Genomic DNA, 24,018 nt, shown 5'->3' on the forward strand with positions numbered 1-24,018 from the left:
CGAGGACGACCTGCCCGACGAGTGGCAGGACTACTACAAGGCCAACGTCGAGTTCTTCGACGATGTGGGCTCGCCCGGCGGTGCAGCCAAGGTCGGCGTGATCCACACCGATCACCCGATCATCGCCGCGCTCCCGCCGCAGGGGGAAGATCATGACTGAGTCGGCATACATTCCGTCCGTGTCCTCTGCCGAGGTCGATGTCGTCATCATCGGCGGCGGTCCGGCGGGCCTCTCCGCCGCCCTCAACCTCGGTCGCGCACGCGCATCGGTCGTGCTGGTCGATGCGGGGCGTCCGCGCAACGCCGCCACCCTCCGCTCCCACGGATTCCTGACCCGGGACGGGATCCCGCCGCTCGAGCTGCGCAAGCTCGCGCGCGCCGAGCTGGCCGCGTACCCGAACGTCACGGTGCTGGACCGCGCCGTCGTCACCGACCTGCTCCCGACGGATTCCCTGAACGGCATGCGCTTCATCGCGGCGCTGCAGGGCCGCGGCGAGCGGACGCCGCCGGCCGTCGCCGCCCGCTCGGTGATCGTCGCCACCGGGCTGCGCGAGACGCTCCCCCGCATCCCGAGCCTGCGCGCCTTCTACGGCATGACCGTGTTCAGCTGCGCCGCGTGCGACGCGTGGGAGCTGCAGGACCGGCCGCTCGCCCTCATCGGCGAGACCCCCGACCTCGCGACCCGCGCACGCCTTATCGCCCGTTGGACGGACCGGCTCACCGTCTTCACCAACGGCGCCGACGTCGTCGACACCGTCGAAGAGGCCGAGCTCGCGGCATCCGGGATCGTCGTCGAACGGCGCCGGATCGACGACCTCGAGGGCGACCGCGGCACCGTGTCGGCCGTCCGCCTCGCCGACGGCACGCGCGTCGAGATCGACGGCGGGTTCGTTCGTCCGCAGTGGTCGCCTGCGCTGGACTTCCTCGCCGGACTCGAGCTCGAGCGCGACCTCGACGGCAACCTCGTGGCCGACCGGTCCGGGCGCACCTCGCTCGCCGGCGTGTACGCGGCGGGCGATGCCGCCTCGCCCGGTCCGCAGCAGCTCATCGTCGCCGCGGGTCAAGGCGCACGGGCCGCAGCCGTGCTCGTGCACGACCTCGTCGGGGTGCGCACCGCGCACTGAGGCCGGCTACCGCCGGGTCTGCTCCGACCCCGACAGCCGCTGGGCGAGGTAGATCGGGATGATCGACACGAGCACGAGCACGACGGCGATCACCGACACGACCGGCGCCTGGTTCGGCCGGAACATGTTGTTCAGGATGTAGATCGGCAGCGTCGTCACCCCGGACCCGGCGGTGAAGGTCGTGACGATGATCTCGTCGAAGCTCAGCGCGAAAGCCAGCATGCCGCCCGCGAGGAGGGCGGAGCGCAGCTGCGGGAACGTCACCAGGCGGAAGGTCGTCCACACGCCGGCGCCCAGGTCGGCGGAGGCCTCCTCCAGATTGGTGCCGGTGCGTCGCAGACGCGCGATGACGTTGTTGAACACGGTGACGATGCAGAACGTCGCGTGCGCGATCACCACCGTCCAGATCGACAGCGGGACGCCCATGATGGTGCGGAAGAAGTTGTTCAGGGCGATGCCGGTGATGATCCCGGGCAGCGCGATCGGCAGGATGATCAGCAGCGAGATCGACTCGCGGCCGAAGAACTCGAACCGCTGCAGCGCGAACGAGATCAGGGTGCCGAGCACCAGGGCGATCACGGTCGAGATGATCGCGACCTGCACGCTGGTCAGCACGGCATCCAGCGCGCCGGCGCTCTGGAACGCCTTCCCCCACCACTCCAGCGTGAGCCCCGGGGGCGGCCATGTCAGCGACGTCGAGGTCGAGAACGAGTTCACCAGCACGACGAAGAGGGGGAGATAGACGACGAGCAGGATGACGCCCGTCACGATCGCGAGGATGACTCGCGCCGGCGTTGAGAGTCGCATGCTCGGTCCTAGAGGTTGTTCAGGGCGCCCGTGCGCCGCACGAGCGCCAGGTAGCCGAAGATGATGACGATCGGGATCAGGGCGATCGCAGCCGCCAGCGGCAGATTGCCGGCCGCTCCGATGTTGGCGTAGATGAGGTTGCCGAGCATCTGGTTCGCGCCGCCCACGATGTTGACCGTGATGTAGTCGCCCAGCGAGAGGGCGAACGCGAAGATCGTGCCGGCGATGATCGCCGGGAAGGCGAGCGGCAGCACGACGCTCCCGAGGGTGCGCCACGTCTTGCCGCCCAGATCCGCCGACGCCTCCAGAAGCGAGTCGGGCACGCGCTCCAGGCCGGCGTAGATCGGCAGGATCACGTACGGCAGCCAGAGGTAGGAGAGCGTGATCACCGTCGCCGTCAGGCCGTACCCGGGAGTGTGCAGACCGAAGGGTGCCAGCAGCCATTCCAGGATCCCCTCCTGCGACAGCACCGACCGCCACGCATAGGCCTTGACGAGATAGCTCGCCCACAGCGGCATGAGCACCGCGATCACGAGCACACGCTGCATGCGGGGCGAGGCAACCTTCGCCATGTAGAACGCGATCGGCAGCGCGATGACGACGTCGATCACCGTGACGAGGAGCGCCACGCCCACCGTGCGCAGGGTGACCGTCTGGTAGAGCGTGCCGGTCACGACGGTGACGATGTTGTCGAGCGTCCAGTCGATGACGATCTCGTTGGTGAACGGATCGACCCGCCAGAACGCCGTCACGAGGAGCAGCGCCAGCGCGACGATGTACACCACGACGAGCCAGAACAGGGGCGCGGCCAGCAGCAGCGACAGGCGCGTGCGCGGATGCGTCGTGAGGAACGAAGAGACGCCGCGCGTCCACCGGCGGGGGGCCGGCGTCGACGTCTTCGGCGCGCTCGAAGGCGGTGCGGGGGAGAGGGTCTCGGTCGTCACGGTTTCCTCTTGATCTCGGGAAGACCGGGGGCGGCGCGGCTTCGCATCGCCGCCCCCGGCGATCGGTCGGGGACTCAGCCCTTGATCTCGGTCCAGGCCTCGGTCCACTTGGAGTAGTCGACGCACTCGACGTCGGTGCGTCCGTCGACGCACTCGGCGATCGGCGTGGTCCAGTACCAGATCTGCGACGCGTACTCCTCGTCGCCTGCGTGGTAGGCCTCGCAGTCGTCGCGGTAGTCGCAGGCCTCCTGGCTCGACGGCGCCTCACCGAAGTAGGCCGTCGCCTGGGCGTTGACCTCGGGGCTGGCGATCCAGTCGAGCCACGCGTAGGCGCAGTTCGGGCTCTTCGCCTCGGACGCGATCATCCAGGTGTCGGACCAGCCGGTCGCACCCTCCTCGGGCAGCACGACCTCGGTGGTCGCGTTGCTCCCCGCGAGGACGTTCTGGATGACCTGCCAGGTCGTGCCGGCGACCGAGTCACCGGTCTCGAACGCCTGGATCTCCTTGAGGTAGTCCGACCAGTACTCGCCGACGTGCTGGCGCTGCTCCTTGAGCAGGTCGACGGCCGCGGCGAACTGCTCCTCGTCGAGGGCGTACGGGTTCTGGATGCCGAGCTCGGGCTGGTGGGTCATCAAGTACACCGCGGCATCCGCGATGTAGATCGGCGAGTCGTACGCCGTGATCTTGCCCGAGTACTCGCTCGCACCGTCGAACACGACGTCCCACGACGTGGGCGCGGGCGAGACGACCTCCGTGTTGTAGAGGAGCAGGTTGGCCCCGTAGCCGTGCGGCACGCCGTAGGACTGGCCGTCGACCGAGTTCCACTCCTTCTCCTTGAGGAAGTCGTAGACGCCCGCGTAGCTCGGGATGAGGTCGGTGTTCACGGGAGCCACGTCGCCCGCGGCGATGAGGCGCAGGGTCGCGTCGCCCGAGGCGGCGATCACGTCGTAGTCGCCGGTCTTCATGAGGTTGACCGCCTCGTCGGACGTGCCGTAGGTCTTCGAGGTGACCTCGCAGCCGGTCTCCTCCTCGAATCCGCTGACCCAGTCCACGGCGGGGTCGTTGCTGCCGTCCTCGACATAGCCCGGCCACGCGAGGATCGAGACCGAGCCCTCGTAGTCGCCGAGCTCGTCGGCCTGCTCGGAGGGTGCGGCGCTTCCGCCGCCGGACGTGCCGCAGCCCGCCAGGACGGCGATCGCGCCGATCGCCAGCGCGGTGCCGGCGATGCGGCCGCCGCGTGATGAGTGCATCATGGGTGTTCCTCTCTCGGTGTGCTGGAACTGCTGTGTGCTCCGGGGGCGGCGCCCCGCGGATCGTGCCGGCTCACGTGCCGGGCGGGATCAGTGACACGACGTCCGAGTCGTGCCAGGTCACGTGCACGCGGTCGCCTCGTTCGTCGTCCGTCGACCGCGACCGGTCGTTGCGCTCGAGGACGGTGACGCGCATGCCCGCGTCCAGGTCGATGACACGACGGATGCCGTGGCCGACGTAGATCGATTCGACCAGCGTGCCGGGTGCCGAGCGCTCCCCCTCGCCCGAGGCCGCCTCGGATCGCAGGGTGAGCTTCTCGGGACGGATCGAGTGCTCGCCGGAGCGCCCGATGAGCGCGGCGGAGCGGTCGTGGTCGAAGAGGTTCGAGGTCCCCACGAAGTCTGCGACGAAGCGGGAGGCGGGCTGCTCGTACAGCTCCCAGGGCGTGCCGAGCTGCTCGATGCGGCCGTCGTGGAAGACCGCCACCCGGTCGGAGAGCGTGAGCGCCTCCTCCTGGTCGTGGGTGACGAAGATGAACGTGATCCCGAGCTCGCGCTGAATCTGCTTGAGCTCGACCTGCATCTGCTCGCGCAGCTTGAGGTCGAGCGCGCCGAGCGGCTCGTCGAGCAGCAGCACCTTGGGCTGCACGACGGTAGCGCGCGCGAGCGCGACGCGCTGCCGCTGTCCCCCGGAGAGCTGTGCGGGCCTGCGGGCGGCCAGCTGCTCCAGCCGCACCGCCTCGAGCGCCTTCATGGCGCGCCGGCGTCGCTCCGCGCGCCCCACGCCGCGCACCTTGAGCCCGTAGGCGACGTTGTCCACCACCGACATGTGCGGGAAGAGCGCGTAGTCCTGGAACACCGTGTTCACGTCGCGGTCGAACGGCGCCTTCTTCGTGACGTCCTGACCGAACAGCTCGATGGTGCCGGCCGTGGGCTGCTCGAACCCCGCGATCAGCCGCAGCACGGTCGTCTTCCCCGAGCCCGAGGGGCCGAGCATCGAGAAGAACTGCCCGGCGCCGATCTCCAGGTCGACGTGGTCGACCGCCGTGACGGCGCCGAACTCCTTGGTGAGTCCGCTCAGCCGGATGGCGGGCTGCTGGTCGGTCATGACCTCTCCTTCGATGTCGATGCAACTAAATCATATGGATCCATATGTCAAAAGATCACCCGTCGTGTTACGGTCGTGTCACGGTTGGGAAGGACGGGCTTTCCGCACCGGGAAGGACCTGATGCCGCACGCCACGGGACGCGTCGACGCCGCCCGCGCGGTGGTGTTCTCGCCGCTCGACGGCACCGGCCGTGCCGAGCTCGTAGAGCAGCGCCTCACCGACGCGATCGTCAGCGGAGTGCTCCACGACGGAGAGCGCCTGCCGAGCGAGTCCGACCTGTCGAGGAGTCTCGGCGTCGCCCTGGTGACGGCACGCGAGGCGCTCGAGGGCATGCGCGACAAGGGGTTCGTCCGCACGCGGCGCGGCCGCGACGGCGGAAGCTTCGTCACCTACGACCGCGACACGGCCGGCCGGATGCTCGGCCGGCGCCTGCGCGACACCAGCCGCATCGAGCTGCGCGACCTCGCCCTCCACGTCTCGGCCATCGCCGGCACGGCCGCCGAGACCGCCGCGACCCGCGCCAGCGAAGACGACGTCGAGAGCCTCACGCGCATCGCCGCGGGGGCGGACCTCGACACCGCGGGTGGATCCCGGCGCGCCGTCAGCCGCTTCCAGCTCGAGGTCGCGGCGATCAGCCAGTCGCCGCGCCTCGTCCATGAGGAGATGCGACTGCAGAGCGAGGCCGGCCCGCTCCTCTGGATGTGCCTGCGGGAACAGGAGTACCGTGACCGCAGCGCCCTCGCACGCACTCGGGTCATCGCCGCCATCCAGGACGTCGCACCGGAGGCGGCCCGCGCCGCGACGATCGCGCACATCGACAGCGCGTTCGAGTGGCTCGTCGACGAACGGGCCCGTGTCGACGCGGAGGGAGACTCATGACCACGATCGCGACCCGATCCCACGCCCAGGTCGCTGCGCACGTCGCCGCGACGATCGACGGCATCTTCGCCATGATCGACGGGTGGCGCGATCACCTCGAAGCCCTGCTGGGTGCGGATGCCGCGCTCAGCGCCGCGCGGGTGGATCCGCTCGTCGAGGCCTTCGCCGTCCCCGCCGTCTCCGGCGAGACGCTCCTCACGGGTGCCGGTTTCGTCGCACAGCCCGGCGTGCTCGCGGACGCCGAGTGGCACCTCGCGTGGTGGCTCGGCGGGACCGGCCGGCCGCTGCGCCGCCTCGCCACGATCGATGACCCCTCGCACGATCAGTTCCGCGACTACACCGCCCTCGAGTGGTGGCGCGTGCCCACCACCACCGGAGGGCGCCATCTCACCGGACCGTACGTGGACTACCTGTGCACCGACGACTACACCGTCACCATCACGACGCCGGTGCGTGTGGACGGGGCGATCGTCGGGGTCGTGGGCGCCGATGCGCTCGTCGACAGGCTGGAGCGGGCACTGCTCCCCGCGATGCGCACCGGCGAGACGCCCGCGACCCTCGTCAACGCGTCCGGCCGGATCGTGACATCGACGGATGCGCGACGAGAGCCCGGCTCGATCCTCCGCACGGAAGGACTCACCGAAGCGATCCGCGGAGCCTCCGCCGAGCCCGTCCCCGTCGCCGGCGGCGCGGTGCTCGCGTGCGGCGACACCTCGCTCGCGCTCCTCGTCGGGGTCTGAGCGCGCTACGGAGTCCGTGCGAAGACGTGCGCCTCGTCGCCCTCGATCACGATGCGCAGCCCGGTCCCGACGCCGAAGCGGTCCCGCAGCTCGTCGGGCGAGGCATCCGTCACCTCGAAGGACGCGGTGGGCGCGAATCCCGCATCACCGCAGCCCGTCGTGAGGATCTCGGTGGTGGGAGCCGCGTCGTCCTCGCCTTCGGCACGCACGACGAAGACGCACGAGAGCCCGGTGTCGGAGTTCCCCCACGCGTTCTGCACCACCAGGGCCCTCACGCCGTGGAACGGCTGGAAGATCTGGGAGCCCTCCTGCGCATCGCCGAACATGTTCGTCGGCCACGCGGACGGCTCGTCCTCCGCGAGCACCGCCACCCGGCCCCCGGCGACGGAGGAGGTCGCCATCGTCAGGCCCGCCCCGACGATGAGCGCGGCGGCGACGGATCCCGCCCACAGCCAGCGGGTTCGCCGTGACAGGCGCGCGGGCCGGTCGTCCTGTGCCGTGGCGTCCGGCTCCCCCTCCTGGGGACCTCCGCCGGGGGGCAAAGGTGCGTCATCGAGCGCGCGCCGATCCGGAGCGGGGTCCGACTCCGGGTCGGATGCGGGATCGGCTTCGCCATCCGGCGCGGGGTCGAGCACCGGGTCCGTCGCTGCGGGCAGCGGGGGCTCCGCGAGCCGCTGCGCGGCCTCCAGTTCGTGCAGCCGCGCGAGCGCCTCGGAGTCGTCGTGGATGTCGGCGCCGGGGCCGTACGCGCGTTCGCGCAGCCGCCGCAGCTCGTCGTTCGGAGCGACGTCCACGTCACACCCCGACCGGCTGACGCGCCGGCCGATCGAGTGACGCCGGCGGCCCCGAGATGAGGGACGCGGGCGTCCTGAGCTCACCTTGTGGCACGGCATCCTCCGTCACGAAAAAGATAGTCGACTCGCGGCTCGCGGATGCCTATACTGCAAAATGCAGTAGCCATCGGGTTGATCGCGGCCGCATCGTGTGGGGACACGGGCCGCGGACTGGGGCAAGCGCGACCGGTGGTCGGCTGGCGCCCGATGATACTGGGGCAGCCATCGGGGTGGCTCCGCCACCTCGGCGGGGCCGCCCCGATCGCATCCCCCTCCGCGTGCTCAGCCGCCGACGGCGCCGGCCTCCGTCGAGCCCACGTCGGTGCGGTGGAAGTTCTGGAACGATCGCGATGCCGTCGGCCCGCGCTGCCCCTGGTACCGGTTGCCGTAGGGGCCCGACCCGTACGGGTTCTCGGCGGGCGACGTGAGCCGGAAGTAGCAGACCTGGCCGATCTTCATCCCCGGCCACAGCTTGATCGGCAGCGTCGCCACGTTGGAGAGCTCGAGCGTCACGTGACCCGAGAATCCGGGGTCGATGAATCCCGCGGTCGAGTGCGTGAGCAGTCCCAGGCGCCCCAGCGACGACTTGCCCTCCAGGCGGGCGGCGACGTCGTCGGGCAGGGTGATCTGCTCGAAGGTGGACCCGAGGGCGAACTCGCCCGGGTGCAGGATGAAAGGCTCGTCGGGATCCACCTGGATGAGCCGCGTGAGCTCGGGCTGGTCCTCGGCCGGATCGATGAACGGGTACTTGTGGTTGTCGAACAGCCGGAAGTAGCGGTCGAGGCGCACGTCGACGCTCGACGGCTGCACCATCGCGGGGTCCCACGGGTCCAGGCCGAGCCGTCCGGCGTCGATCTCGAGCCTGATGTCGCGGTCACTGAGCAGCACGGGGCAAGCCTACTGGGGCAGATCGACGTGATGACGGATGCTGCGGCTCGGCCCCGCGGCATCCGCTCTGTTATCCTGTCCAGGCGCCGAAAGGCCTGCCGGGGATGTAGTTCAATGGCAGAACTTCAGCTTCCCAAGCTGATAGCGCGGGTTCGATTCCCGTCATCCCCTCCACAGCTCCACGCGACCCGAACGGGCGCAGTTTCCGCCGAAACGCGGCGTTGCGACTGCGCTCGATGACGGATGCTGCGCTCGACGTGCCGGTTTCAGGCGAGCGGCTCTGCTGCCGCACGGGCAGAGGAGCGGACGGCTCCGATGCTCGCGACGATCACGAGCGCGATGCCGATCATCTCGAGCCACGACAGGTGCTGCCCCAGGAACAGGAACCCGGCCAGTGCGGCAGTCGCCGGAGCGAGGCTCATCAGGATCGCGAACGCGGCGGCCGGAAGGCGCCGCAGCGCGATGAGCTCGAAGGCGTAGGGGACCGTCGACGAGAGGATCGCGACCGCCGCGCCGAGGGCCACGATCTCCCACCGCAGGAGCGCGGCCCCGGCATCGGCGATGCCGAACGGCAGGGCGACGATCGCGCCGACCGCCATGGCCAGCGCCAGCCCGTCGAGTTTGGGGAACTCCCGCCCGACGCGCGCCGACGCGAGGATGTAGAACGCCCAGCTGGCCGCGGCGCCGAGAGCGAAGAGCACTCCCAGCGGGTCGAGGCGGTCCCAGCCGCCGCCGCCGAGCGCCACGACTCCGGCGAACGCGAGCACCGCCCACAGCCAAGCCGAGGCGCGCCGCGCCGCGACGATCGACAGCACGAGGGGGCCGAGCACCTCGATCGTGACCGTGACGCCGAGCGGCAGCCGTTCGAGGGCGAGGTAGAAGAGCCCGTTCATGATCGCGAGCACCAGCCCGAAGAGCACCACGGCGGTCCACGCCGAGCGGGAGTGCCCCCGGAGGTCGGGCCGCGCGATGGCGAGCAGCACGAGCGCGGAGAAGACCAGGCGCAGCATCACCATGCCGAGGGGCCCCGTGCTCGGGAACAGCAGCACCGCGATCGCCGCGCCGATCTCCTGGCACGCCAGACCCGCGACGACCAGCAGGACCGCGGGCGTGGGGATGCCGCCCGCCGCCCTCGTGCTCACGCCGGGGGAGCGCAGACGGCGCGCCGGGTGATCTCGTCGTGGTATTGCTCCGCGGTCCAGGGAAGCCCGGCCTCCGGCGCGGTCTCCCCGGAGGCAGCGGGCGCCTTCGAGGCGATGGCGGCGAGCTCCCACGCGAGGTAGCCGCCGATGGCCGCGCCTGCCACCGAGTCGTTGAGCACCACAGCCACGGTGAGCCCGCTCTTCGGGTCCGAGAACGCAGCGGTCGTGTAGCCGGGCACCGCGCCGAACTGGCCGATGAGCGATCCGGCCTGCACGGCGCCCCCCGCGACTGTGTGCCAGGACGGCGCGCCCCGGCGCGGCGGCACCGCGTCGGCGAAGCGGTCGTCGACGTCGGGCTGCAGCGCACCGGTCGCGAGGGCCTGCGCATAGCGGCCCAGGTCGTCGATGTCGGTCACGACGCCGCTGTCGGTGTAGCCGGTCGAGGGCGAGATATCGGTCACCTCGATGGGCTCGAGGCAGTTCCGCTTGCCCCCGCCGGCACCGGGTACGACGATTCCCTCCAGCACCTGATCGCTGGAGAATCCGCCGAGCTGCGTCTGGCCGAGATCGAGGGGCCCGACGACGTACTCGTCGATGAGCTGCGCGGCAGGTGCGCCCAGTGCGCGTTCGAGCGCGAGACCGAGCAGCACGTATCCCGCGTCGGAGTCGCGATAGGCCGCGCCCGGCTTGGTCGTGCGCGGCTCCCCGAGTCCGTAGCTCGCGAGCTCCCGCGCGCTCCACTTGCGCTCGGGGTTGTCCACCCACAGCCGCGTGAGGCGGGGGGCGTACGAGCCGATGCCCGAGGTGCTGTCGCACAGCTGCTCGAGCGTCACATCGGTGAGCACCGGCACGCTCGCGACCCAGTCCGAGACCGGGTCGTCCAGCTTCACCTTGCCCTGCGCGACGGCGGCGTACAGCACGTCGCAGATCATCGGGCGCGTGATCCGCCCGGCGCGGAACTGCATGTCGGCCGTCACCTCGGCCGCGCCCTCGGCCGGGCTCTGCGTGCCGAGGCCCGCGACCCAGCTGCCGCTCCACGGCGCCCACACGCCCACGATGGCTCCGGATGCTCCGCTCGACGCCATCGCGTTGGTCACGGCCCCCTGGAGCTGCTCGACCATCGCATCGGGGAGCGCTGCCTCGGCCTGAGGCTGAAGCTGCACGTCGACGCTCTGCTCGGGCGCGCAGCCGGAAATCACGAGGGTGAGCGCGAGCGCGGCGGCGACCGCCGCGACGGCGCGCCGAGCTGTCGGTGCTGCCCGCATTCTCACCCCCCGATGATCGTCCATAGATTCAAACACACACCGGCGGCGGCGACGGCACCGGCGTGCTCCTAGGCTGGAGCGATGACCCACCACTTCGACGACTCGGTGCGTGTCGGCGTGCTCGGTCACATGAACGGCGATCACGGCGACGACAACGTCCTCATCGCCCGCGCGTTCGGACCGGCCGACGACGTCACCGGTGCCGTCATGACCGGATTCGACGGCGACGGCGGCACCTGGCTCGCCACGCTCGCCGACGGCACCGAGGTCGGGGTACACGCGACGTGGCCGGGCGGGCCGATCACCGAGCGACCGGAGGTGCGGCGCGAGATCGTCGCCCTCTACGACGAGGCCTGCCGGCGCCTCGGCGTGGAGCCCCGCCCGCACGCATGACACCGCATCGTCACGCGGCTGCATCACGGGGGCCACGAAGCCTCCGGGGCTCACCGGCTCTTCACGTAGGACCAAAGCTGCGACTCCCGCACGAGGACTGTGCCCACCCACGCGCCCCACAGTGCGCCTACGAGGAATGCTGCGCCGATATGAGCCGAGCCTCTCGCGAGCGAGGCGAGCTCCTGCGGCGCTTGCGAAACGGCAATCACGCAGCCGATTGCCCAGCCGCACACTGCGGCGGGTAGAGCCCAGGCGGCAGCCTCAGCGCTCTGCTGGACGATGAGCATCCGTCGCGATGCGCCGGCATGAAGGTTGGCCGCGATCTCCACGCGACGCATGCGGACGCTGATCCCTCCGAGAAGGGAACCGATGAGCAGGGCGACGAGGGGGGCGAAGCGTGTCGGGCGGTTTTCGTAGCTGGCAACCCCGGAGAAGTCGACTCCGTGCGCACCGTTCAACTGCGATACCTGAGGCTCAGCCGCCGGATCGACGGAGTTGCCTGGGCTGATCGCCGTGAGCAGCAACCGCCTCGTGTCCTTTCGCTCGGGCCACACCTCGATCCAGCACTCATCGAATGCGCCGTCGCCCGGACGCATTGGCGACAGCATCGCCCATCCGAAACCGGGCCGGCGACCGTCGGCGGGGTAAGAGAACGTGCCGCGCACGGGGATGTTCCCCCCTTCGATCGTCGCGACGGTCTGCCCGACCACATCGACCACGTCTTGCGAGAAATAGGCGCCACGGCCGGCATCCGTCGCGCGCAGGAGGCGAGCGAGGGAGGGTGTCGTCTCATACTGCTCGAGCGGAGAGTCGGGAATGGCTACGAGCGTCGTTGGCACCGCCGCCCGGAGTGCACCCGCCGCCAAGACGCCGGGCGAGTTGGCGAGCGCTTCGCACGCCCGCCCGTCGACGCGGCCGGGCAGTGCCACGGTGGTGATCGCCGCCCCCGCAACCCGATACTCGATCGCCTGTCTCGCCAGCGCAGACGCCGTGAGCACCTCCGCGATGACGACGAGACCGAGCACCAGAATCGAGAGCGACCCGAACAGGCCGGCCCGGCCGGTCCCGCTGATGACATCTCGTACGAGTTCACGGACGAACGCCGTCGGCCGCATCGGCGACCTCCCCTTCCGTGAGGGCGTGCGCTGCGAGGTCGATGTGCTCGTCGCAGGCGTCGCGGGTCTCGTCATCGTGCGTGGCGACGATCACCGTCGTGCCCTCGGAGACGACGTGAGCCAGCACACGGTTCACGACCCGCGCCGTCGTGCGGTCAAGCTGGGCGGTGGGTTCGTCCACTATCAGGAGGTCAGGCGCCGCGGCGGTGGCCCGCGCGAGCATCGTGCGCTGCGCCTCACCGCCGGACAGCAGTCGGAACGGGCGCTCGGCGACCGCACCCAGTTCAAAGTCGTGCAACAAGGCCGACGCCCGGCGTTCGGCATCGGCTGGATGCTCGCCCCTAGCCAGAAGAGGGTAGGCGACGTGATCGATGACTGACCGGCGTGCGACGCCGAAGGGCGTCTGCAGGACCCAGTGCGTCGTCCGGATTCCGTCACGTCGCACGAGGCCTTCGGACGGCGGGATCCAGCCCGCGGCGATCGACAGGAGAGTGCTCTTCCCGGAACCGGATGCTCCGGTCACGGCGTAGCTGCGCCCGGGATGAAGTGTCAGTGTGAGCTCGCGGAACAGCCATACCCCCAGGCCATACGAGTGACCGAGCCCCTCGAAGGTCACCGGCACTTCCGGCCCGCCGTGGGAACAGTCGATTGAATCGCCTGCGGGGCTTTCTCCTCGTCGAACACCACGAAGGAGTCACCGAACTCCGACCCGACGACGGTCACAACGTGCGCCGTACGCCGCGTGAAGACGCACGCGGTGCCGTCTGCGTCGAGGAAGACGGCAGACGCGGGCACCACGGCGATACGGACAGGCGAGGCGAGAGCAATCTGACCCGCCAGGGTGAGGCGGCCAGCTTCCGGGTTGCCGCTGGCGGCCTCGCGCACCGCGGGCGAACTGCGGATCATCGCGATGCTCGTGTCGGCGGGCACCTCGCCCTCGCGACCGAGCGCCACGGGTTCGCTGAAGACCGTGAGCACGCGGCCGCCGGGGAGCCGGCCCTCGGGCAGCACGACCGGTTGGACGGATACGGTGCCACCGATGGTGGCGAGCACCTGGCCAGCCGCGATCATCTCACCGAGACCGGCCTCGCATCCCTCGATCGTCACGGTCGAGGCAGGTATCCACACCACCCGATCGAGCGGAACGACGCCGTCGATGCGGATCCCAGCCGTCCGCGCGAGCGCAGTGGAAGCTTCAAGATCGGCACGCGAGAACACACCGTCCGAATGCGCAGGGTAGCCGAGCCGCCCCAGTTCCCGTTGCAGCGCTGCGACATCGTCGCCCGTGGCGCCGACGGCGATATCACGCCAGAGCGGAACGCTGGTCGCCAGCGCCAGCATGCTGTCGCCGTCGACCGCAACGATCGGCTTGCCGGAATCGAGCGATTCGCCGGGCGCGCAACTCCACGTTGTCAGTGTGCCTGCGCGGCCAGCCAACAGGCGATGTGGTGGTGCGATCTCGACGACCACCTCAACGGCCCGAGGATCGACGAACTCCTGGAAGGTCACCGGAACGGTGGGCGCAGTCGGCGATCGCTCGAGCACCGTCGGCGTCGGTGGACTGAGGACGGTCAGGGTCACTGCCACGCCGAGCGCCGCCCCGAGGAGGACCGTTGCGCCGGCGAGAACTGCGCTCCGGAGCTCGGCAGCAGTCAATGCACGTAGTCCGGATCTGCGCTGCATCCTGCGAACGTCTGCGGACCGTGTTCGTCCAGATAAGGAAATTTCATCGTAGGCGCGTCGATCATGTACTGCTCTACGGTGTAGGACTCCGGCACGGCGTGATTGCGGATGAGGCAATCCGTCAGTAGTTGCGTCTCCGGGATGTTCTCTGGATTCCTCGTCTGCGCGCGGTACAGCCGACCCACCCACGCCTCGCCGCTGGCCTTCTCGCACATCCCCATTCGCTCGTTGGCGGTGTCGCCGCTCATCTCGCCGACGTCGGCCTCATAGCTGCCGTCGTGTTCGTCATACGCGACGAGACTGACGCCGTTCTCGGTGAGACAGTCGTCCAGAGACTTCAGAACCTGTGACCATTCCTGATCCGAAATACGGCCATCTTCGAGGATGAGGCGCACCTCCGGCGTCTCACTCTTCTGCCACGCCTCGGCGTACTCCGCGGCGAACGGGCCGGCGAAGGCGGGAGCCTGCGACGCAGCGGTGCTCGTGTCGCGTTCGGCACCCGTGCACCCGGTGACAGTCAGACCGGCGAGAACCCCGCAGGCGATCACCGCGGCGAGCCGTGGGGGCAGCAGGCGGTTCAATAGGTGTACCAATACGCCTGATTTCCGAACGCGGTGGCGTCTTGGGTCGCCTGAGCCCAGATCCCACCGGCTTTGTCGCCAGATCGGACCACGGCGCCCGTCGAGTTCTTGACGCTCGCGCGGTGCTGCTTCGTACCGTGGTAGTAGCTGCTGTCGTTGTTCCTGTCGGTCCCGTTGATCATTTCGTGCACGCCGTAGTACATTCGCCCGCCGCCGACGGCGGCACCGGTCAGGTATGTGTTGGAGGCGTAATGGTTCGGCGCCGCTCCATAGCCGTTGTTGTGAGCGGCGGCGGTCCCTGCCCCTGCAATGACGAGGGCGGTGGCTGCGCCACCCGTCAGAATCGCCTTGATGACTTTCCTCATCCGGTCCTTCTCTCGATTTCGGGATGCCCCCAGCCCCTCAACAGGTATGACACTTCGCGCCCGCGGCTATGACGTGAGCTGGCCTAGGTTAGGGCACCCTAAATCACCTACACTGGGCGCATGAGCGACCCGATCCCGTTCTCGACGGCACTGCGTGAGCGCTCCAGCCGCGCCCACTCGTCGAGCGAGCACTCCGGCTTCATGGCCGACCTCATGAAGGGCGAGGGGACGCGCGACGACTATGTCGCCCTCGTCGCCCAGCACTGGTTCATCTACGAAGCCCTCGAGCGCACCGCCGAGCAGATGCGCAACGACCCGGTCGCCGCCGTCTTCATCTCCGACAAGCTCACCCGCCTTCCCGCCCTGGAGTCCGACCTCGAGTTCCTGGTCGGTCCCGACTGGCGCGAGACGATCGTGGCGCTGCCGACGACCCGCGCCTACGTCGACCGCATCAACGACGTCGGCGCGACGTGGGCCGGCGGGTTCGTCGCGCACCACTACACCCGCTACCTCGGCGACCTCTCCGGCGGCCAGTTCATCGGGCGCCTCATGGCGCGGCGCTTCGGCTTCGACACCAACGGCATCGGCTTCTACCTCTTCGAGGACATCGCCGATTCGAAGGCGTTCAAGGAGGTCTACCGCGACCAGCTCGATGCGGCGCCGTGGGATGCCGCGGAGCAGGAGCGCGTGATCGACGAGGTGCTGCTGGCGTATCGGTTCAACACCGAGCTCTTCGACGACCTCGCCGCGGCGAAGGCGTCTCAGGTCGCCTGACCCGCCGCAGCCTGGGCGCGGACCCCGGCCATGAACCGCTGGACGTCGGGGTCGACGCGGATGTCCGAGGGACGCAGCGGCCGCGAGAGGTAGAGCCCGTCGAGCGAGGTCAGGCGCGAGAGGGCGACATAGGTCTGCCCGGGCGCGAACGCACCGGATCCGAGATCGACGATTGCGCGGTCGTAGGTCTTGCCCTGCGACTTGTGGATCGTCACCGCCCATGCCAGGCGCAGCGGGAACTGGGTGAACTCCGCCACGATCTCGCGGGAGAGCGACTTGGACCCGGCGTCGTACGCGTAGCGGAACCTCTCCCAGACGGCCGGCTCGACGTCGAACTCCTGGCCGTCCACCTCGACCCGCACGGTGCCGCCCGCGATGCGCGTGACCGTCCCGATCGTGCCGTTCACCCACCGCGGCGGCTCGCCGTAGGACTGGGTGTCGTTGCGCAGGAACATCACCTGCGCTCCGACCTTGAGCTTGAGCTCGACATCGGCCGGGTATGCGGCATCCCCCCGCCCGAAGTCGCCGGTGATCTCGGCGACGGCGGTCTGCTCGCGGCCGATGAGCTCGGTGAGGTGGCGGCGGTTGATGTTGTTGACGATGTCGTTGCGGGTGGCGAGCGTGATGATCGGATGCTCGCCGTCGCTGGGATCGGGAGGAGTGCGCGCGCCGGTGTCGTTGAGGATCTGCGCGATGTCGGCGGTCACCCGGCCATAGCGCACGGCATTGAGCATCGCCTTGAACGCGGGATCGGACTGCCGATGGATGTCGATCAGCTCGCGGATGTGCAGGTCGGCGCCGTACGACCCGATGTCGATGAGCCCGTCGCCGGCGGCTTCGCCCACCCACACCTTCGCGTCGAAGAACCAGAACGAGCGGTAGTGGTCGCGGATGTAGCGCAGCTCGTCGCCGCGGGGCGGCACCGGCGCCAGCTGGTACGGGTCGCCGAACATCACGATCTGCACGCCGCCGAAAGGCTCGGCGCGGCGCCCGCGCGCCTGCCGCAGCGACCGGTCGATCGCATCCATGAGGTCGGCGTTGACCATCGAGATCTCGTCGATCACGAGCGTGTCGATCGCGTTGAGGATCTTGCGCGCGGCATCGGACTGCTCGATCTCGCCCTTGGCGATGAGCCCGATCGGCAGGCGGAACAGCGAATGGATCGTCTGTCCCTCGACGTTGAGTGCCGCGACGCCCGTCGGGGCGCAGACCGCGATCTGCTTCGACGTGTTCCAGGCCAGGTGCTGCAACAGCGTGGACTTGCCGGTGCCCGCCCGGCCGGTCACGAACACGTGCTCCCGGGTGTCCTCGATGAGCCGGAACAGCGCCTCCTGCTCTGCTGACAGCGGGGGCGTGCTCACCGACTCATGTTAGCCAGCGGATGCCGCCCTCCGGCCCGGTCGCGCGGATCCGTGGACGGCGCGTGACGCGACGTTCGGGCTTGGGACGGGGAGTTCCTACACTGGAGACGTGGACGAGCAGGCCGTTGCGCGCAGGGGCAGACGCGGGCTCGCCGTCGATCTGACCGTGCTGGCGGTCGTCGGCGTGCTGCTGATCGGCGCCGTCGTGGCGGCCGCAGGCGCCGTGCAGCAGCAGTTCTACAGTCCCACGGCGTTCGTCGAGCGATACCTCTCGATGCTGTCGTCCGGGCGCGCCGCGGAGGCTCTCACGGTTCCGGGGGTCGCGGTCTCGTCGGAGGAGCTCGAGGCGGCCGGCCTGCCGATCACCGCATCCGACGCGCTCCTGCGCTCGGCAGCGCTCGCGCCGCTCGAGGATGCCCACGTCGTGTCGACGGCGTCCGAGGGCGACCTCACCCTGGTCACCGTCGACTACGACGCCGGCGGGCAGGCTGGCACCACCACCTTCGAGATCGAGCGCGACGGATGGATCGGGATCGCCCCGACGTGGCGCTTCGCCACCAGCCCGCTCGCGGTGATGGATCTCGAGGTGCGCGGCTCCATGCAGTTCACCGTGAACGGGTTCGAGCTCGACAAGCGCCAGGTGTCCTCGGATGGAGCGGATGTCGATCCGCTCGCACCGCTTCCGCTCCTGGTGTTCTCGCCCGGCCTCTACGCCGTGTCCGTCGACACCGCGATCTCGGCGACTCCGGGCGTCGCCGTCCTGTCGGACAGCCCGTTCCACAGCGTTCCGGTGACGATCCAGGCGGAGGCGACCGACGAGTTCATCGCCGTCGTGCAGCAGAAGGTCGAGGAGTTCCTCACGGCGTGCGCGACCCAGGAGGTGCTGCAGCCCACCGCCTGCCCGTTCGGCTATGTCGTCCAGGACCGCATCGCGTCGCTGCCCGCGTGGTCCATCGCCCAGCAGCCCACGGTCAAGGTCGAACCAGACGGCGCGGGCTGGAGGATCGTGCCGAGCCAGGCCGTCGCCCGCATCGAGGTCGACATCCTCTCGCTGTTCGACGGATCGATCGCCCACGTCGTCGAAGACGTCCCGTTCGCCGTCGGGGGAGAGATCGACGTACAGCCCGACGGCAGGGCATCGATCGTGGTGAGCGGCCCCGACGGTCCGTAGCCGTCGGGGCCGTCGCACGGCTCGGGCCGGTCAGCTCTTCCCGGTCTGGGCCAGAGCGGCCACGAGCGCTCTCGAATACTGCCGCTCCACCAGGTAGAACGCGGTCACCGCGAGGAGCAGGATGGCGCCGGCGACGGCGCCGAGTAGCGGGAGGTCGTGCCACCACAGGATGACGGCGGCCGCCAGAAGCAACAGCCCCGCGATGCGGATGATGAGGTTGCTGCGCCGCCTCCGCTGGAACGGCGTCAGCCCTTCGGAACGTGTCACGACTGTGCTCCCTCGCTCGTTCACGGTCCCGTGCACCACACGTGGCCGGCCCACGTCCAGTAGACCCAGATGCCCCTGCCCGCCCGATTGCACAGACCCAGTCCGGCCGACACGATCGCTGCCGGGGCCACCCAAAGAAACGCACTCAGAGTCGCGGCCACCTGCTGGACGCTGACGGCGTGCGCCGGAACCCAGGTCTTTCCGCCCCACCAATAGGTGTAGGTGGGATCGGCGATGATCGGATAAGCGTAGTCGCCGGTCGCAGGATCGACGATCTGCACCAGGGCAGTTCCGTCGACCTCATAGTGCGTGGGCACCGTCCGCCCGTTCGCGTCGCGCGCCCAGGGGGCGGTGGTGGTGATGAGCGTGTTCCCGCCGGCGTCTCGGATGACGGCCGATCCACTTTCGACGAGGGAGAGCGACCCGCCGTCCGGGACGTCGATCGGATAGGCGAACGATTCAGCAGCGTCGGCCGAGGCGAGCGTTGTCAGCATCTGAACGCCATCGGTCAGCGGCACAACGGTGTTCGCGACACCGTTGTCGGACGGGTACGCGATCGCGCCGGACTCGAGTTCGACCGCAGCCGAGGCATCCGCCATCTCCGGGAGCCCAATCGAGACCTCGCTCGACCCGACCGTGAGTCCGACCCCGTCAGCAGGGTCGCGACGTCGGCTGCGGACACGTCGTTCGGGTCTGCCGCCGCATATGCCGGCGCGATCGACGCCAGCGACATCGCCACCGAGAGCCCGAGGGCTCCCACCAGGTACGTCGATTTCCTTCTCATACTGGGCTCCATCCATCACACCCGTCGAGCGGCGGGAAGTGCCCACCACCCCACCAGAGCCGCGGCGTCACCGTTACAGCCGAAAGGTCATCAGAATTAGCCAAAAGGCTTGGAGTCTCCACGCCGAAGGCGATGGGCAGATGAAGCGCGCAGCGCGCGACGCGTCAGCGCGCGCTGCGCGCGTCGCGCTCGGCGAGCTCGGCGAGACGCGCGTTGTATGCCTCGAGCTCGGCATCGCCGGTGCGGTCCGCGTGGCGATCGCGGCGCTTCTGATCACGGGCGTCGCTGCGGCTCCACTGGACCGCCACGATGATCGCGAGGATGAGCGTGGGGATCTCCCCGATCGACCACGCGACGCCGCCGCCATAGTACTGGTCCTCGAGGGGAGGCATCCCCCACTCGCGTCCCATCGAGCCGAACCACTCCGCCACCATCAGCCCGCTCTGCATCATGATCGCGATGCCGAAGAAGGCGTGCATCGCCATGATGCCGATGAGGAGCACGAGCCGGCCCGGATACGGCAGGCGGTACGGCACGGGGTCGATGCCGATGAGCGTGAGGGCGAACAGGTAGCCCGTGATGAGGAAGTGGGCGACCATCCACTCGTGCCCGAGGTGGTCGTAGAGCGACCAGCGGAACAGGTCCGTGTAGTAGAAGACCCACAGCGAGCCGATGAACAGACCCGCCGCCACGAACGGATTGGTGAGGATGCGCGAGACCGGCGAGTGCACGGCCCACAGGATCCACTCTCGACCGCCGCGAGTGCCGTCCTCGCGCTTGCGGATCGCGCGGGCGGCGAGCGTCACGGGCGCGCCGGTGACCAGCAGCAGCGGGATCGCCATGGTGAGCAGCATGTGGCCGACCATGTGCACGCTGAAGAGGTAGTCCTGATAGACGTTGATCACGCCGCCGGTCACCCACACCAGCAGCGCCATTCCCGCGACCCACATGATGGTGCGGAAGACCGGCCACTCGTCCCCGCGGCGACGCAGGCGACGGACGCCCGCCAGGTAGAAGAACACCGCGAACCCGGCGATCACCGCCCACAGCAGGTCGACGTTCCACGCCGTCAGCCAGCGGTCCGGCGTCAGCTCGGGCGGAAGTGGCGCGCCGGTGAGCACCTCGGCGGGCGTGCGGGCCGCCGGAGGCGCCGACGGGACCGGCGGAGGCGTGCGGGCGAGAGCGGCCGCAGCCCCGCTGGCGACACCCATGAGCGCCAGTTCGCAGGCGACGAGCGTCCAGAAGATGCGGGATGCCGCATCCTCCCGCAGTCGCCCGATCAAGCGCGCCCGGTACCAGGCGCCGAGAAGGCCGAGCAGCACCAGGGCGACGACCTTCACCATGAGGATCGCCCCGTACGGGGAGAGCACGGCGGCCCAGTCGCGCAGGCCGATGACGGCGCGGACGGTGCCGGACAGCGCGACGAGGATGAACGCGGCCAGCGCGACGCTGGAGTACCGCGCCAGGACGGTGGCCAGCCGGTCCCGGCCGAGGAGCGGGCGCACGAGCACCATCAGCAGCAGCCCGCCCAGCCAGACGGCGGCACCGATGATGTGGAGGATCAGCGCCATCATCGCCTCGTGATGGTTCGCCTCCTCGCCGGAGTGCCCCTGCGTCCCCATCGGCACGAGCGCGGCCAGCGCCAGAAGTGCGACGAAGAAGGTCGCCGTCCAGGAGCGGACGGCGAACGTGAGCACCGTCAGCGCCGCCCCGACCACTGTCGTGATGAGCCACGTGCGTCCGACCTCGGTCTCGACGAGGAAGCGGCCGAGCTGTGCGCCGAACTCCGGTCCAGCGTCGATGGCGGGATTGAAGGCGTCGATGAACGTGAGGAAGCCGGTCGCCGCGGCCGACACCGTGAAGATCGCCGCGGAGACGGATGCCGCATCCAGTGCGACGTCGAACTCGCGCTCACCCGCCTTGAGGGCGAAGAGGGCCACGACGAGCGTGCCGGCCATGCCGGCCGCCGACAGGTTGACGAACAGCTTCGCGACGGGGAGTCCCCAGCGGGCGAGGGGCCCCGGGTCGCCGATCGCGAGGGGCGCGGCGCCGCCGCCGAAAGCGAGAGCCCAGACGAGGACCACGAGAGCCGACACGACGAGGATGACGGGCCCTGCGGCCCGCAGGGCGTGCGGTGGGCCCACGCCCCCTGAGGCTCCGCGCGGCGCGACAGCGCCGCGTGGAGTGGGAGCGGGGATCACACTCCCAGCCTACGTCGGACATGCAGAAGGGGACGCCGCCGAGGCGGCATCCCCTTCTTGTGTGGTCGTCGTTACTTGACGGCGGCCTTCAGCTTCGAGCCCGCGGTGACCTTGACGCGCTTGCCCGCGGGGATCTTGATCTCCGCGCCCGTCTGCGGGTTGCGGCCGGTGCGCGCCGAGGTGGCGACCTGCTCGAACGAGATCCAGCCCGGGATCGAGACCTTGCTGCCCTTGGCGACCGCGTCGGACACGGTGGAGAAGAGGGAGTCGAGCACGCCCGAGACGGCGGACTGGCTCTGTCCGGTCGCGCTCGCGATGCTCGCGACGAGTTCGGTCTTGGTGATGGACTTGTCGGCCATGGGGATTGTCCTCCGAAAGCGGCGGAGTCGCCGCTTGTTCATTGCTCGGACCGGACGGCAGTGCGCCCCCCGGCTGGTCGGTTCGACCGCCTCGAATGTACCCGACATCACGGACCCGTCCGCGTATTTCCGGGGTTTTCCGACGTTCCCGACGGCGTGTCGGGGGCGAAAGTGGCCCGTGTGACTCCTGTGACGACCGCTTCGGCGTGCTGAGAGCGCACGAATCACCGCTGTTCGGCGCGGAAACCGGTCAGCTGTGCGCTTTCGGCGAGGAGGAGGCGATGACGCCGTGCGCGGTCCGGGCGAACGCGGGGCCGACGCGGTCCTGACCGTCGAGGTAGCCGCCGACGAGGGCGGCGTCGCGCAGCAGGACGAGCGACGCCGCGACGTCCTCGGGCTCGGTCAGCCCCGCCCCGCGGGCGAGCTGCGCGAGCGTCGCGCGGAACCACTCGCGGTGCTCATCGATCAGCTCGCGTACCGGGCCCGTATCCGGGTACTCGGCCGCCGCGTTGATGAAGGGGCACCCGCGGGTGTGGCGTTCGCGGATGTCCTGCTCGATGCCGGCGATCACGAGGTCAAGCAGCACCGCGGGGTCGTCCGAAGCCGATCCGGCCTCGGCGAAGAGGGCCCGGAGGCGCTCGTCCTCACCCCGCAGGTAGGCGAGGACCAGACCCTCCTTGCCCTCGAACTGCTTGTACATGGTGGCGCGGGTGACGCCGGCCTCTTCGATGATCCGGTCGACGCCGACGGAGTGGATGCCCTCGCGATAGAAGAGGTCGGTCGCGGCATCCAGCAGTCGCTGACGCGCAGGGGAGGGGCGGCTGTTCGCGGTCGTCGCGGGGGTGGTGCTCATGTTTCTCCTCCGGGTCCATCGTGCCATCTCGCGGGTTCGGAAAATTCTTCGGGAATAGTCTTGCGTAGATAGAACGTTCGGTCTACCATCAGGATACATCAGCCGGAGTCACCAGGATCCGGAACCTGAGACCACACCAACCGAAACCACCGCAACACCACCCAGGAGATCGAAATGAACACCACCGACAAGACCCCCATCGTCCTCATCCACGGCCTCTGGATGACCCCGAAGAGCTGGGACACGTGGGCCGAGCGCTTCCGCGCCGCCGGCCACCAGGTCATCGTCCCCGGCTGGCCCGGCATCGACGACCGCACGGTCGAGGACATCCGCAACAACCCCGCAGCACTGAAGGGGATCGGGCTCAAGCAGATCGCCGACAACTACGAGCGGATCATCCGCGAGCTTCCCGAGAAGCCGATCATCATCGGCCACTCGTTCGGCGGCGTGCTCACCCAGATGCTCGCCGACCGCGGACTCGGCGTCGCCTACGTCGGCGTCGCCCCCGGTCAGACCGCCGGCGTCACGACTCTCCCGCTCTCGACGCTGTGGACCGGCACGCCGATCCTGTCCAACCCCTTCGGCATCAACGGCGCCAAGCCGCTGTCGAAGCGCCACTTCCACTTCACTTTCGGCAACGACCTGCCCCGCAGCGAGTCCGACAAGCTGTGGGAGGAGTACGCGGTCAACTCGTACAACAAGGTCTTCTTCGAGGGCGTCACCTCGGTGCTCAATGAGAAGGGCGGCGTCACGCACGTCGACTACGGCCGCACCGACCGCGCGCCGCTCCTCATCATCACGGGCGAGATCGACCACGTCGTGCCGCCGGCCATCGGCGAGGCGATCGTGAAGAAGTACAAGAAGACGGACAGCCCCGCGATCGTCGACTACAAGACGTACCCGGGACGCACCCACCGCCTGGTCAGCCAGGACGGCTGGGAGGAGATCGCCGACTACGCCCTCGAGTGGGCCACCACCCACCAGGTGCGCGAGACCGAGGCGACGAAGTAAGCGGATGATCTCGATACACGCCCCCGGACTTCGTCCGGCGGCGTACTCGATCCGGCGGCCGCACCCGGCGCCGCCGGGGAAACACCCCCCCGGCGAGTCACCAGCCCCCCGGGGGTCCC

At 69.5% G+C, this 24,018-nt stretch carries 26 protein-coding genes, 1 tRNA gene and 1 pseudogene; 9 read left to right on the top strand and 19 right to left on the bottom strand.

The genetic code is table 11. The features are described 5' to 3' along the window. A pseudogene (locus ACE3O1_RS07295) lies at positions 1-160 on the top strand (ferredoxin); the annotation flags it as partial. Further along, the gene (locus ACE3O1_RS07300) at positions 153-1,124 is read left to right on the top strand and encodes an NAD(P)/FAD-dependent oxidoreductase (protein WP_374313961.1); all 972 of its coding nucleotides are present in this window, start codon (positions 153-155) and stop codon (positions 1,122-1,124) included. The pseudogene ACE3O1_RS07295 and the gene ACE3O1_RS07300, both read left to right, overlap by 8 nt. Positions 1,125-1,130: 6 nt before the next feature. On the opposite strand, the gene ACE3O1_RS07305 is transcribed toward ACE3O1_RS07300, so the two are convergent. The 4 genes from ACE3O1_RS07305 to ACE3O1_RS07320 all read right to left on the bottom strand — a co-directional run bounded on the left by ACE3O1_RS07305 (position 1,131) and on the right by ACE3O1_RS07320 (position 5,233). Beyond that, on the bottom strand, positions 1,131-1,931 hold the full coding sequence (locus tag ACE3O1_RS07305) for an ABC transporter permease (protein ID WP_374313964.1): 801 nt from the start codon (positions 1,929-1,931) through the stop codon (positions 1,131-1,133). An 8-nt stretch (positions 1,932-1,939) separates the two neighbouring features. Next, positions 1,940-2,875, bottom strand: a complete 936-nt coding sequence (locus ACE3O1_RS07310) for an ABC transporter permease (RefSeq protein ID WP_374313966.1) — start codon at positions 2,873-2,875, stop codon at positions 1,940-1,942. Between the two features lie 74 nt (positions 2,876-2,949). Then, the gene (locus tag ACE3O1_RS07315) at positions 2,950-4,128 is read right to left on the bottom strand and encodes an ABC transporter substrate-binding protein (RefSeq protein ID WP_374313968.1); all 1,179 of its coding nucleotides are present in this window, start codon (positions 4,126-4,128) and stop codon (positions 2,950-2,952) included. A 70-nt stretch (positions 4,129-4,198) separates the two neighbouring features. After that, positions 4,199-5,233: an ABC transporter ATP-binding protein gene (locus ACE3O1_RS07320; protein WP_374313970.1), complete on the bottom strand. Its 1,035-nt coding sequence runs from the start codon at positions 5,231-5,233 to the stop codon at positions 4,199-4,201. Between the two features lie 121 nt (positions 5,234-5,354). Here ACE3O1_RS07320 and ACE3O1_RS07325 point away from each other — a divergent pair, with 121 nt between their 5' ends. Continuing rightward, a complete protein-coding gene (locus ACE3O1_RS07325; RefSeq protein ID WP_374313972.1) occupies positions 5,355-6,113 on the top strand; it encodes a FadR/GntR family transcriptional regulator in 759 nt (252 codons plus the stop codon). Beyond that, the gene (locus ACE3O1_RS07330) at positions 6,110-6,853 is read left to right on the top strand and encodes a cache domain-containing protein (protein WP_374313974.1); all 744 of its coding nucleotides are present in this window, start codon (positions 6,110-6,112) and stop codon (positions 6,851-6,853) included. Before ACE3O1_RS07325 ends, ACE3O1_RS07330 begins: the two co-directional genes overlap by 4 nt. Before the next feature lie 5 nt (positions 6,854-6,858). On the opposite strand, the gene ACE3O1_RS07335 is transcribed toward ACE3O1_RS07330, so the two are convergent. Further along, positions 6,859-7,647, bottom strand: coding sequence for a hypothetical protein (locus tag ACE3O1_RS07335; protein ID WP_374313976.1), 789 nt, complete (start codon positions 7,645-7,647; stop codon positions 6,859-6,861). Between the two features lie 321 nt (positions 7,648-7,968). Continuing rightward, positions 7,969-8,574 carry a dCTP deaminase gene (gene dcd / locus ACE3O1_RS07340; RefSeq protein ID WP_374313978.1) on the bottom strand — a complete coding sequence of 202 codons (606 nt, stop codon included), beginning with the start codon at positions 8,572-8,574 and terminating at the stop codon, positions 7,969-7,971. Between the two features lie 100 nt (positions 8,575-8,674). Between dcd and ACE3O1_RS07345 the strand changes: the two genes are divergently transcribed. Then, positions 8,675-8,748 (top strand) — tRNA-Gly (locus ACE3O1_RS07345). A gap of 92 nt (positions 8,749-8,840) precedes the next feature. Here the strand turns inward: ACE3O1_RS07345 and ACE3O1_RS07350 are convergent. Together ACE3O1_RS07350 and ACE3O1_RS07355 are read right to left on the bottom strand one after the other, a co-directional pair. Continuing rightward, positions 8,841-9,716: a DMT family transporter gene (locus ACE3O1_RS07350; RefSeq protein WP_374313980.1), complete on the bottom strand. Its 876-nt coding sequence runs from the start codon at positions 9,714-9,716 to the stop codon at positions 8,841-8,843. After that, positions 9,713-10,981, bottom strand: coding sequence for a serine hydrolase domain-containing protein (locus ACE3O1_RS07355; RefSeq protein WP_374314015.1), 1,269 nt, complete (start codon positions 10,979-10,981; stop codon positions 9,713-9,715). The genes ACE3O1_RS07350 and ACE3O1_RS07355 overlap by 4 nt, the downstream gene beginning before the upstream one ends. Positions 10,982-11,062: 81 nt before the next feature. On the opposite strand from ACE3O1_RS07355, the gene ACE3O1_RS07360 reads away from it, so the two are divergent. Continuing rightward, positions 11,063-11,374 (top strand): DUF2470 domain-containing protein, encoded by a 312-nt coding sequence (locus ACE3O1_RS07360; protein WP_374313982.1) that lies wholly within the window; start codon positions 11,063-11,065, stop codon positions 11,372-11,374. A gap of 50 nt (positions 11,375-11,424) precedes the next feature. On the opposite strand, the gene ACE3O1_RS07365 is transcribed toward ACE3O1_RS07360, so the two are convergent. From ACE3O1_RS07365 to ACE3O1_RS07385, 5 genes are all read right to left on the bottom strand, one after another. Beyond that, positions 11,425-12,489, bottom strand: a complete 1,065-nt coding sequence (locus ACE3O1_RS07365; protein WP_374313984.1) for a hypothetical protein — start codon at positions 12,487-12,489, stop codon at positions 11,425-11,427. Further along, entirely contained in the window at positions 12,464-13,105 is a 642-nt protein-coding gene (locus ACE3O1_RS07370; RefSeq protein ID WP_374313987.1) for an ATP-binding cassette domain-containing protein, read from the bottom strand. Before ACE3O1_RS07370 ends, ACE3O1_RS07365 begins: the two co-directional genes overlap by 26 nt. Further along, entirely contained in the window at positions 13,102-14,070 is a 969-nt protein-coding gene (locus ACE3O1_RS07375) for a peptidoglycan-binding protein (protein WP_374313989.1), read from the bottom strand. The genes ACE3O1_RS07370 and ACE3O1_RS07375 overlap by 4 nt, the downstream gene beginning before the upstream one ends. Positions 14,071-14,141: 71 nt before the next feature. Further along, positions 14,142-14,753 carry a hypothetical protein gene (locus tag ACE3O1_RS07380; protein WP_374313991.1) on the bottom strand — a complete coding sequence of 204 codons (612 nt, stop codon included), beginning with the start codon at positions 14,751-14,753 and terminating at the stop codon, positions 14,142-14,144. Further along, positions 14,750-15,118 (bottom strand): lactococcin 972 family bacteriocin, encoded by a 369-nt coding sequence (locus ACE3O1_RS07385; RefSeq protein WP_374313993.1) that lies wholly within the window; start codon positions 15,116-15,118, stop codon positions 14,750-14,752. Before ACE3O1_RS07385 ends, ACE3O1_RS07380 begins: the two co-directional genes overlap by 4 nt. A 120-nt stretch (positions 15,119-15,238) precedes the next feature. On the opposite strand from ACE3O1_RS07385, the gene ACE3O1_RS07390 reads away from it, so the two are divergent. Beyond that, a complete protein-coding gene (locus ACE3O1_RS07390) occupies positions 15,239-15,892 on the top strand; it encodes a heme oxygenase (biliverdin-producing) (RefSeq protein ID WP_374313995.1) in 654 nt (217 codons plus the stop codon). On the opposite strand, the gene ACE3O1_RS07395 is transcribed toward ACE3O1_RS07390, so the two are convergent. After that, positions 15,880-17,253, bottom strand: coding sequence for an ATP-dependent RecD-like DNA helicase (locus ACE3O1_RS07395; RefSeq protein ID WP_374313997.1), 1,374 nt, complete (start codon positions 17,251-17,253; stop codon positions 15,880-15,882). The genes ACE3O1_RS07390 and ACE3O1_RS07395 overlap by 13 nt on opposite strands. A gap of 109 nt (positions 17,254-17,362) precedes the next feature. On the opposite strand from ACE3O1_RS07395, the gene ACE3O1_RS07400 reads away from it, so the two are divergent. Next, the gene (locus ACE3O1_RS07400) at positions 17,363-18,424 is read left to right on the top strand and encodes a hypothetical protein (RefSeq protein ID WP_374313999.1); all 1,062 of its coding nucleotides are present in this window, start codon (positions 17,363-17,365) and stop codon (positions 18,422-18,424) included. Between the two features lie 30 nt (positions 18,425-18,454). Here the strand turns inward: ACE3O1_RS07400 and ACE3O1_RS07405 are convergent, their stop codons facing one another. From ACE3O1_RS07405 to ACE3O1_RS07425, 5 genes are all read right to left on the bottom strand, one after another. Then, on the bottom strand, positions 18,455-18,691 hold the full coding sequence (locus tag ACE3O1_RS07405) for a hypothetical protein (protein WP_374314001.1): 237 nt from the start codon (positions 18,689-18,691) through the stop codon (positions 18,455-18,457). Positions 18,692-18,711: 20 nt separating this feature from the next. After that, positions 18,712-19,521: a hypothetical protein gene (locus ACE3O1_RS07410; protein WP_374314003.1), complete on the bottom strand. Its 810-nt coding sequence runs from the start codon at positions 19,519-19,521 to the stop codon at positions 18,712-18,714. Between the two features lie 118 nt (positions 19,522-19,639). Beyond that, positions 19,640-21,619, bottom strand: a complete 1,980-nt coding sequence (locus tag ACE3O1_RS07415; RefSeq protein WP_374314005.1) for a cytochrome c oxidase assembly protein — start codon at positions 21,617-21,619, stop codon at positions 19,640-19,642. Between the two features lie 128 nt (positions 21,620-21,747). Beyond that, positions 21,748-22,035, bottom strand: a complete 288-nt coding sequence (locus ACE3O1_RS07420) for an HU family DNA-binding protein (protein WP_374314008.1) — start codon at positions 22,033-22,035, stop codon at positions 21,748-21,750. A gap of 250 nt (positions 22,036-22,285) precedes the next feature. Then, positions 22,286-22,888: a TetR/AcrR family transcriptional regulator gene (locus ACE3O1_RS07425; protein ID WP_374314010.1), complete on the bottom strand. Its 603-nt coding sequence runs from the start codon at positions 22,886-22,888 to the stop codon at positions 22,286-22,288. 174 nt (positions 22,889-23,062) lie between these two features. Between ACE3O1_RS07425 and ACE3O1_RS07430 the strand changes: the two genes are divergently transcribed. Further along, positions 23,063-23,899 carry an alpha/beta hydrolase gene (locus ACE3O1_RS07430; protein ID WP_374314013.1) on the top strand — a complete coding sequence of 279 codons (837 nt, stop codon included), beginning with the start codon at positions 23,063-23,065 and terminating at the stop codon, positions 23,897-23,899. The last annotated feature ends 119 nt before the right edge of the window (positions 23,900-24,018 follow it).

This window comes from Microbacterium sp., from assembly GCF_041909575.1.
In the GTDB taxonomy this organism is placed as follows: Bacteria; Actinomycetota; Actinomycetes; order Actinomycetales; family Microbacteriaceae; genus Microbacterium.

Bases quoted from the DNA above. Each gene is read 5' to 3' on its own strand.
- ACE3O1_RS07300 (WP_374313961.1), top strand. From the start codon at position 153: ATGACTGAGTCGGCATACATTCCGTCCGTGTCCTCTGCCGAGGTCGAT.
- ACE3O1_RS07305 (WP_374313964.1), bottom strand. From the start codon at position 1,931: ATGCGACTCTCAACGCCGGCGCGAGTCATCCTCGCGATCGTGACGGGC.
- ACE3O1_RS07315 (WP_374313968.1), bottom strand. From the start codon at position 4,128: ATGATGCACTCATCACGCGGCGGCCGCATCGCCGGCACCGCGCTGGCG.
- ACE3O1_RS07320 (WP_374313970.1), bottom strand. From the start codon at position 5,233: ATGACCGACCAGCAGCCCGCCATCCGGCTGAGCGGACTCACCAAGGAG.
- ACE3O1_RS07325 (WP_374313972.1), top strand. From the start codon at position 5,355: ATGCCGCACGCCACGGGACGCGTCGACGCCGCCCGCGCGGTGGTGTTC.
- ACE3O1_RS07330 (WP_374313974.1), top strand. From the start codon at position 6,110: ATGACCACGATCGCGACCCGATCCCACGCCCAGGTCGCTGCGCACGTC.
- ACE3O1_RS07355 (WP_374314015.1), bottom strand. From the start codon at position 10,981: ATGCGGGCAGCACCGACAGCTCGGCGCGCCGTCGCGGCGGTCGCCGCC.
- ACE3O1_RS07360 (WP_374313982.1), top strand. From the start codon at position 11,063: ATGACCCACCACTTCGACGACTCGGTGCGTGTCGGCGTGCTCGGTCAC.
- ACE3O1_RS07365 (WP_374313984.1), bottom strand. From the start codon at position 12,489: ATGCGGCCGACGGCGTTCGTCCGTGAACTCGTACGAGATGTCATCAGC.
- ACE3O1_RS07385 (WP_374313993.1), bottom strand. From the start codon at position 15,118: ATGAGGAAAGTCATCAAGGCGATTCTGACGGGTGGCGCAGCCACCGCC.
- ACE3O1_RS07390 (WP_374313995.1), top strand. From the start codon at position 15,239: ATGAGCGACCCGATCCCGTTCTCGACGGCACTGCGTGAGCGCTCCAGC.
- ACE3O1_RS07420 (WP_374314008.1), bottom strand. From the start codon at position 22,035: ATGGCCGACAAGTCCATCACCAAGACCGAACTCGTCGCGAGCATCGCG.
- ACE3O1_RS07425 (WP_374314010.1), bottom strand. From the start codon at position 22,888: ATGAGCACCACCCCCGCGACGACCGCGAACAGCCGCCCCTCCCCTGCG.
- ACE3O1_RS07430 (WP_374314013.1), top strand. From the start codon at position 23,063: ATGAACACCACCGACAAGACCCCCATCGTCCTCATCCACGGCCTCTGG.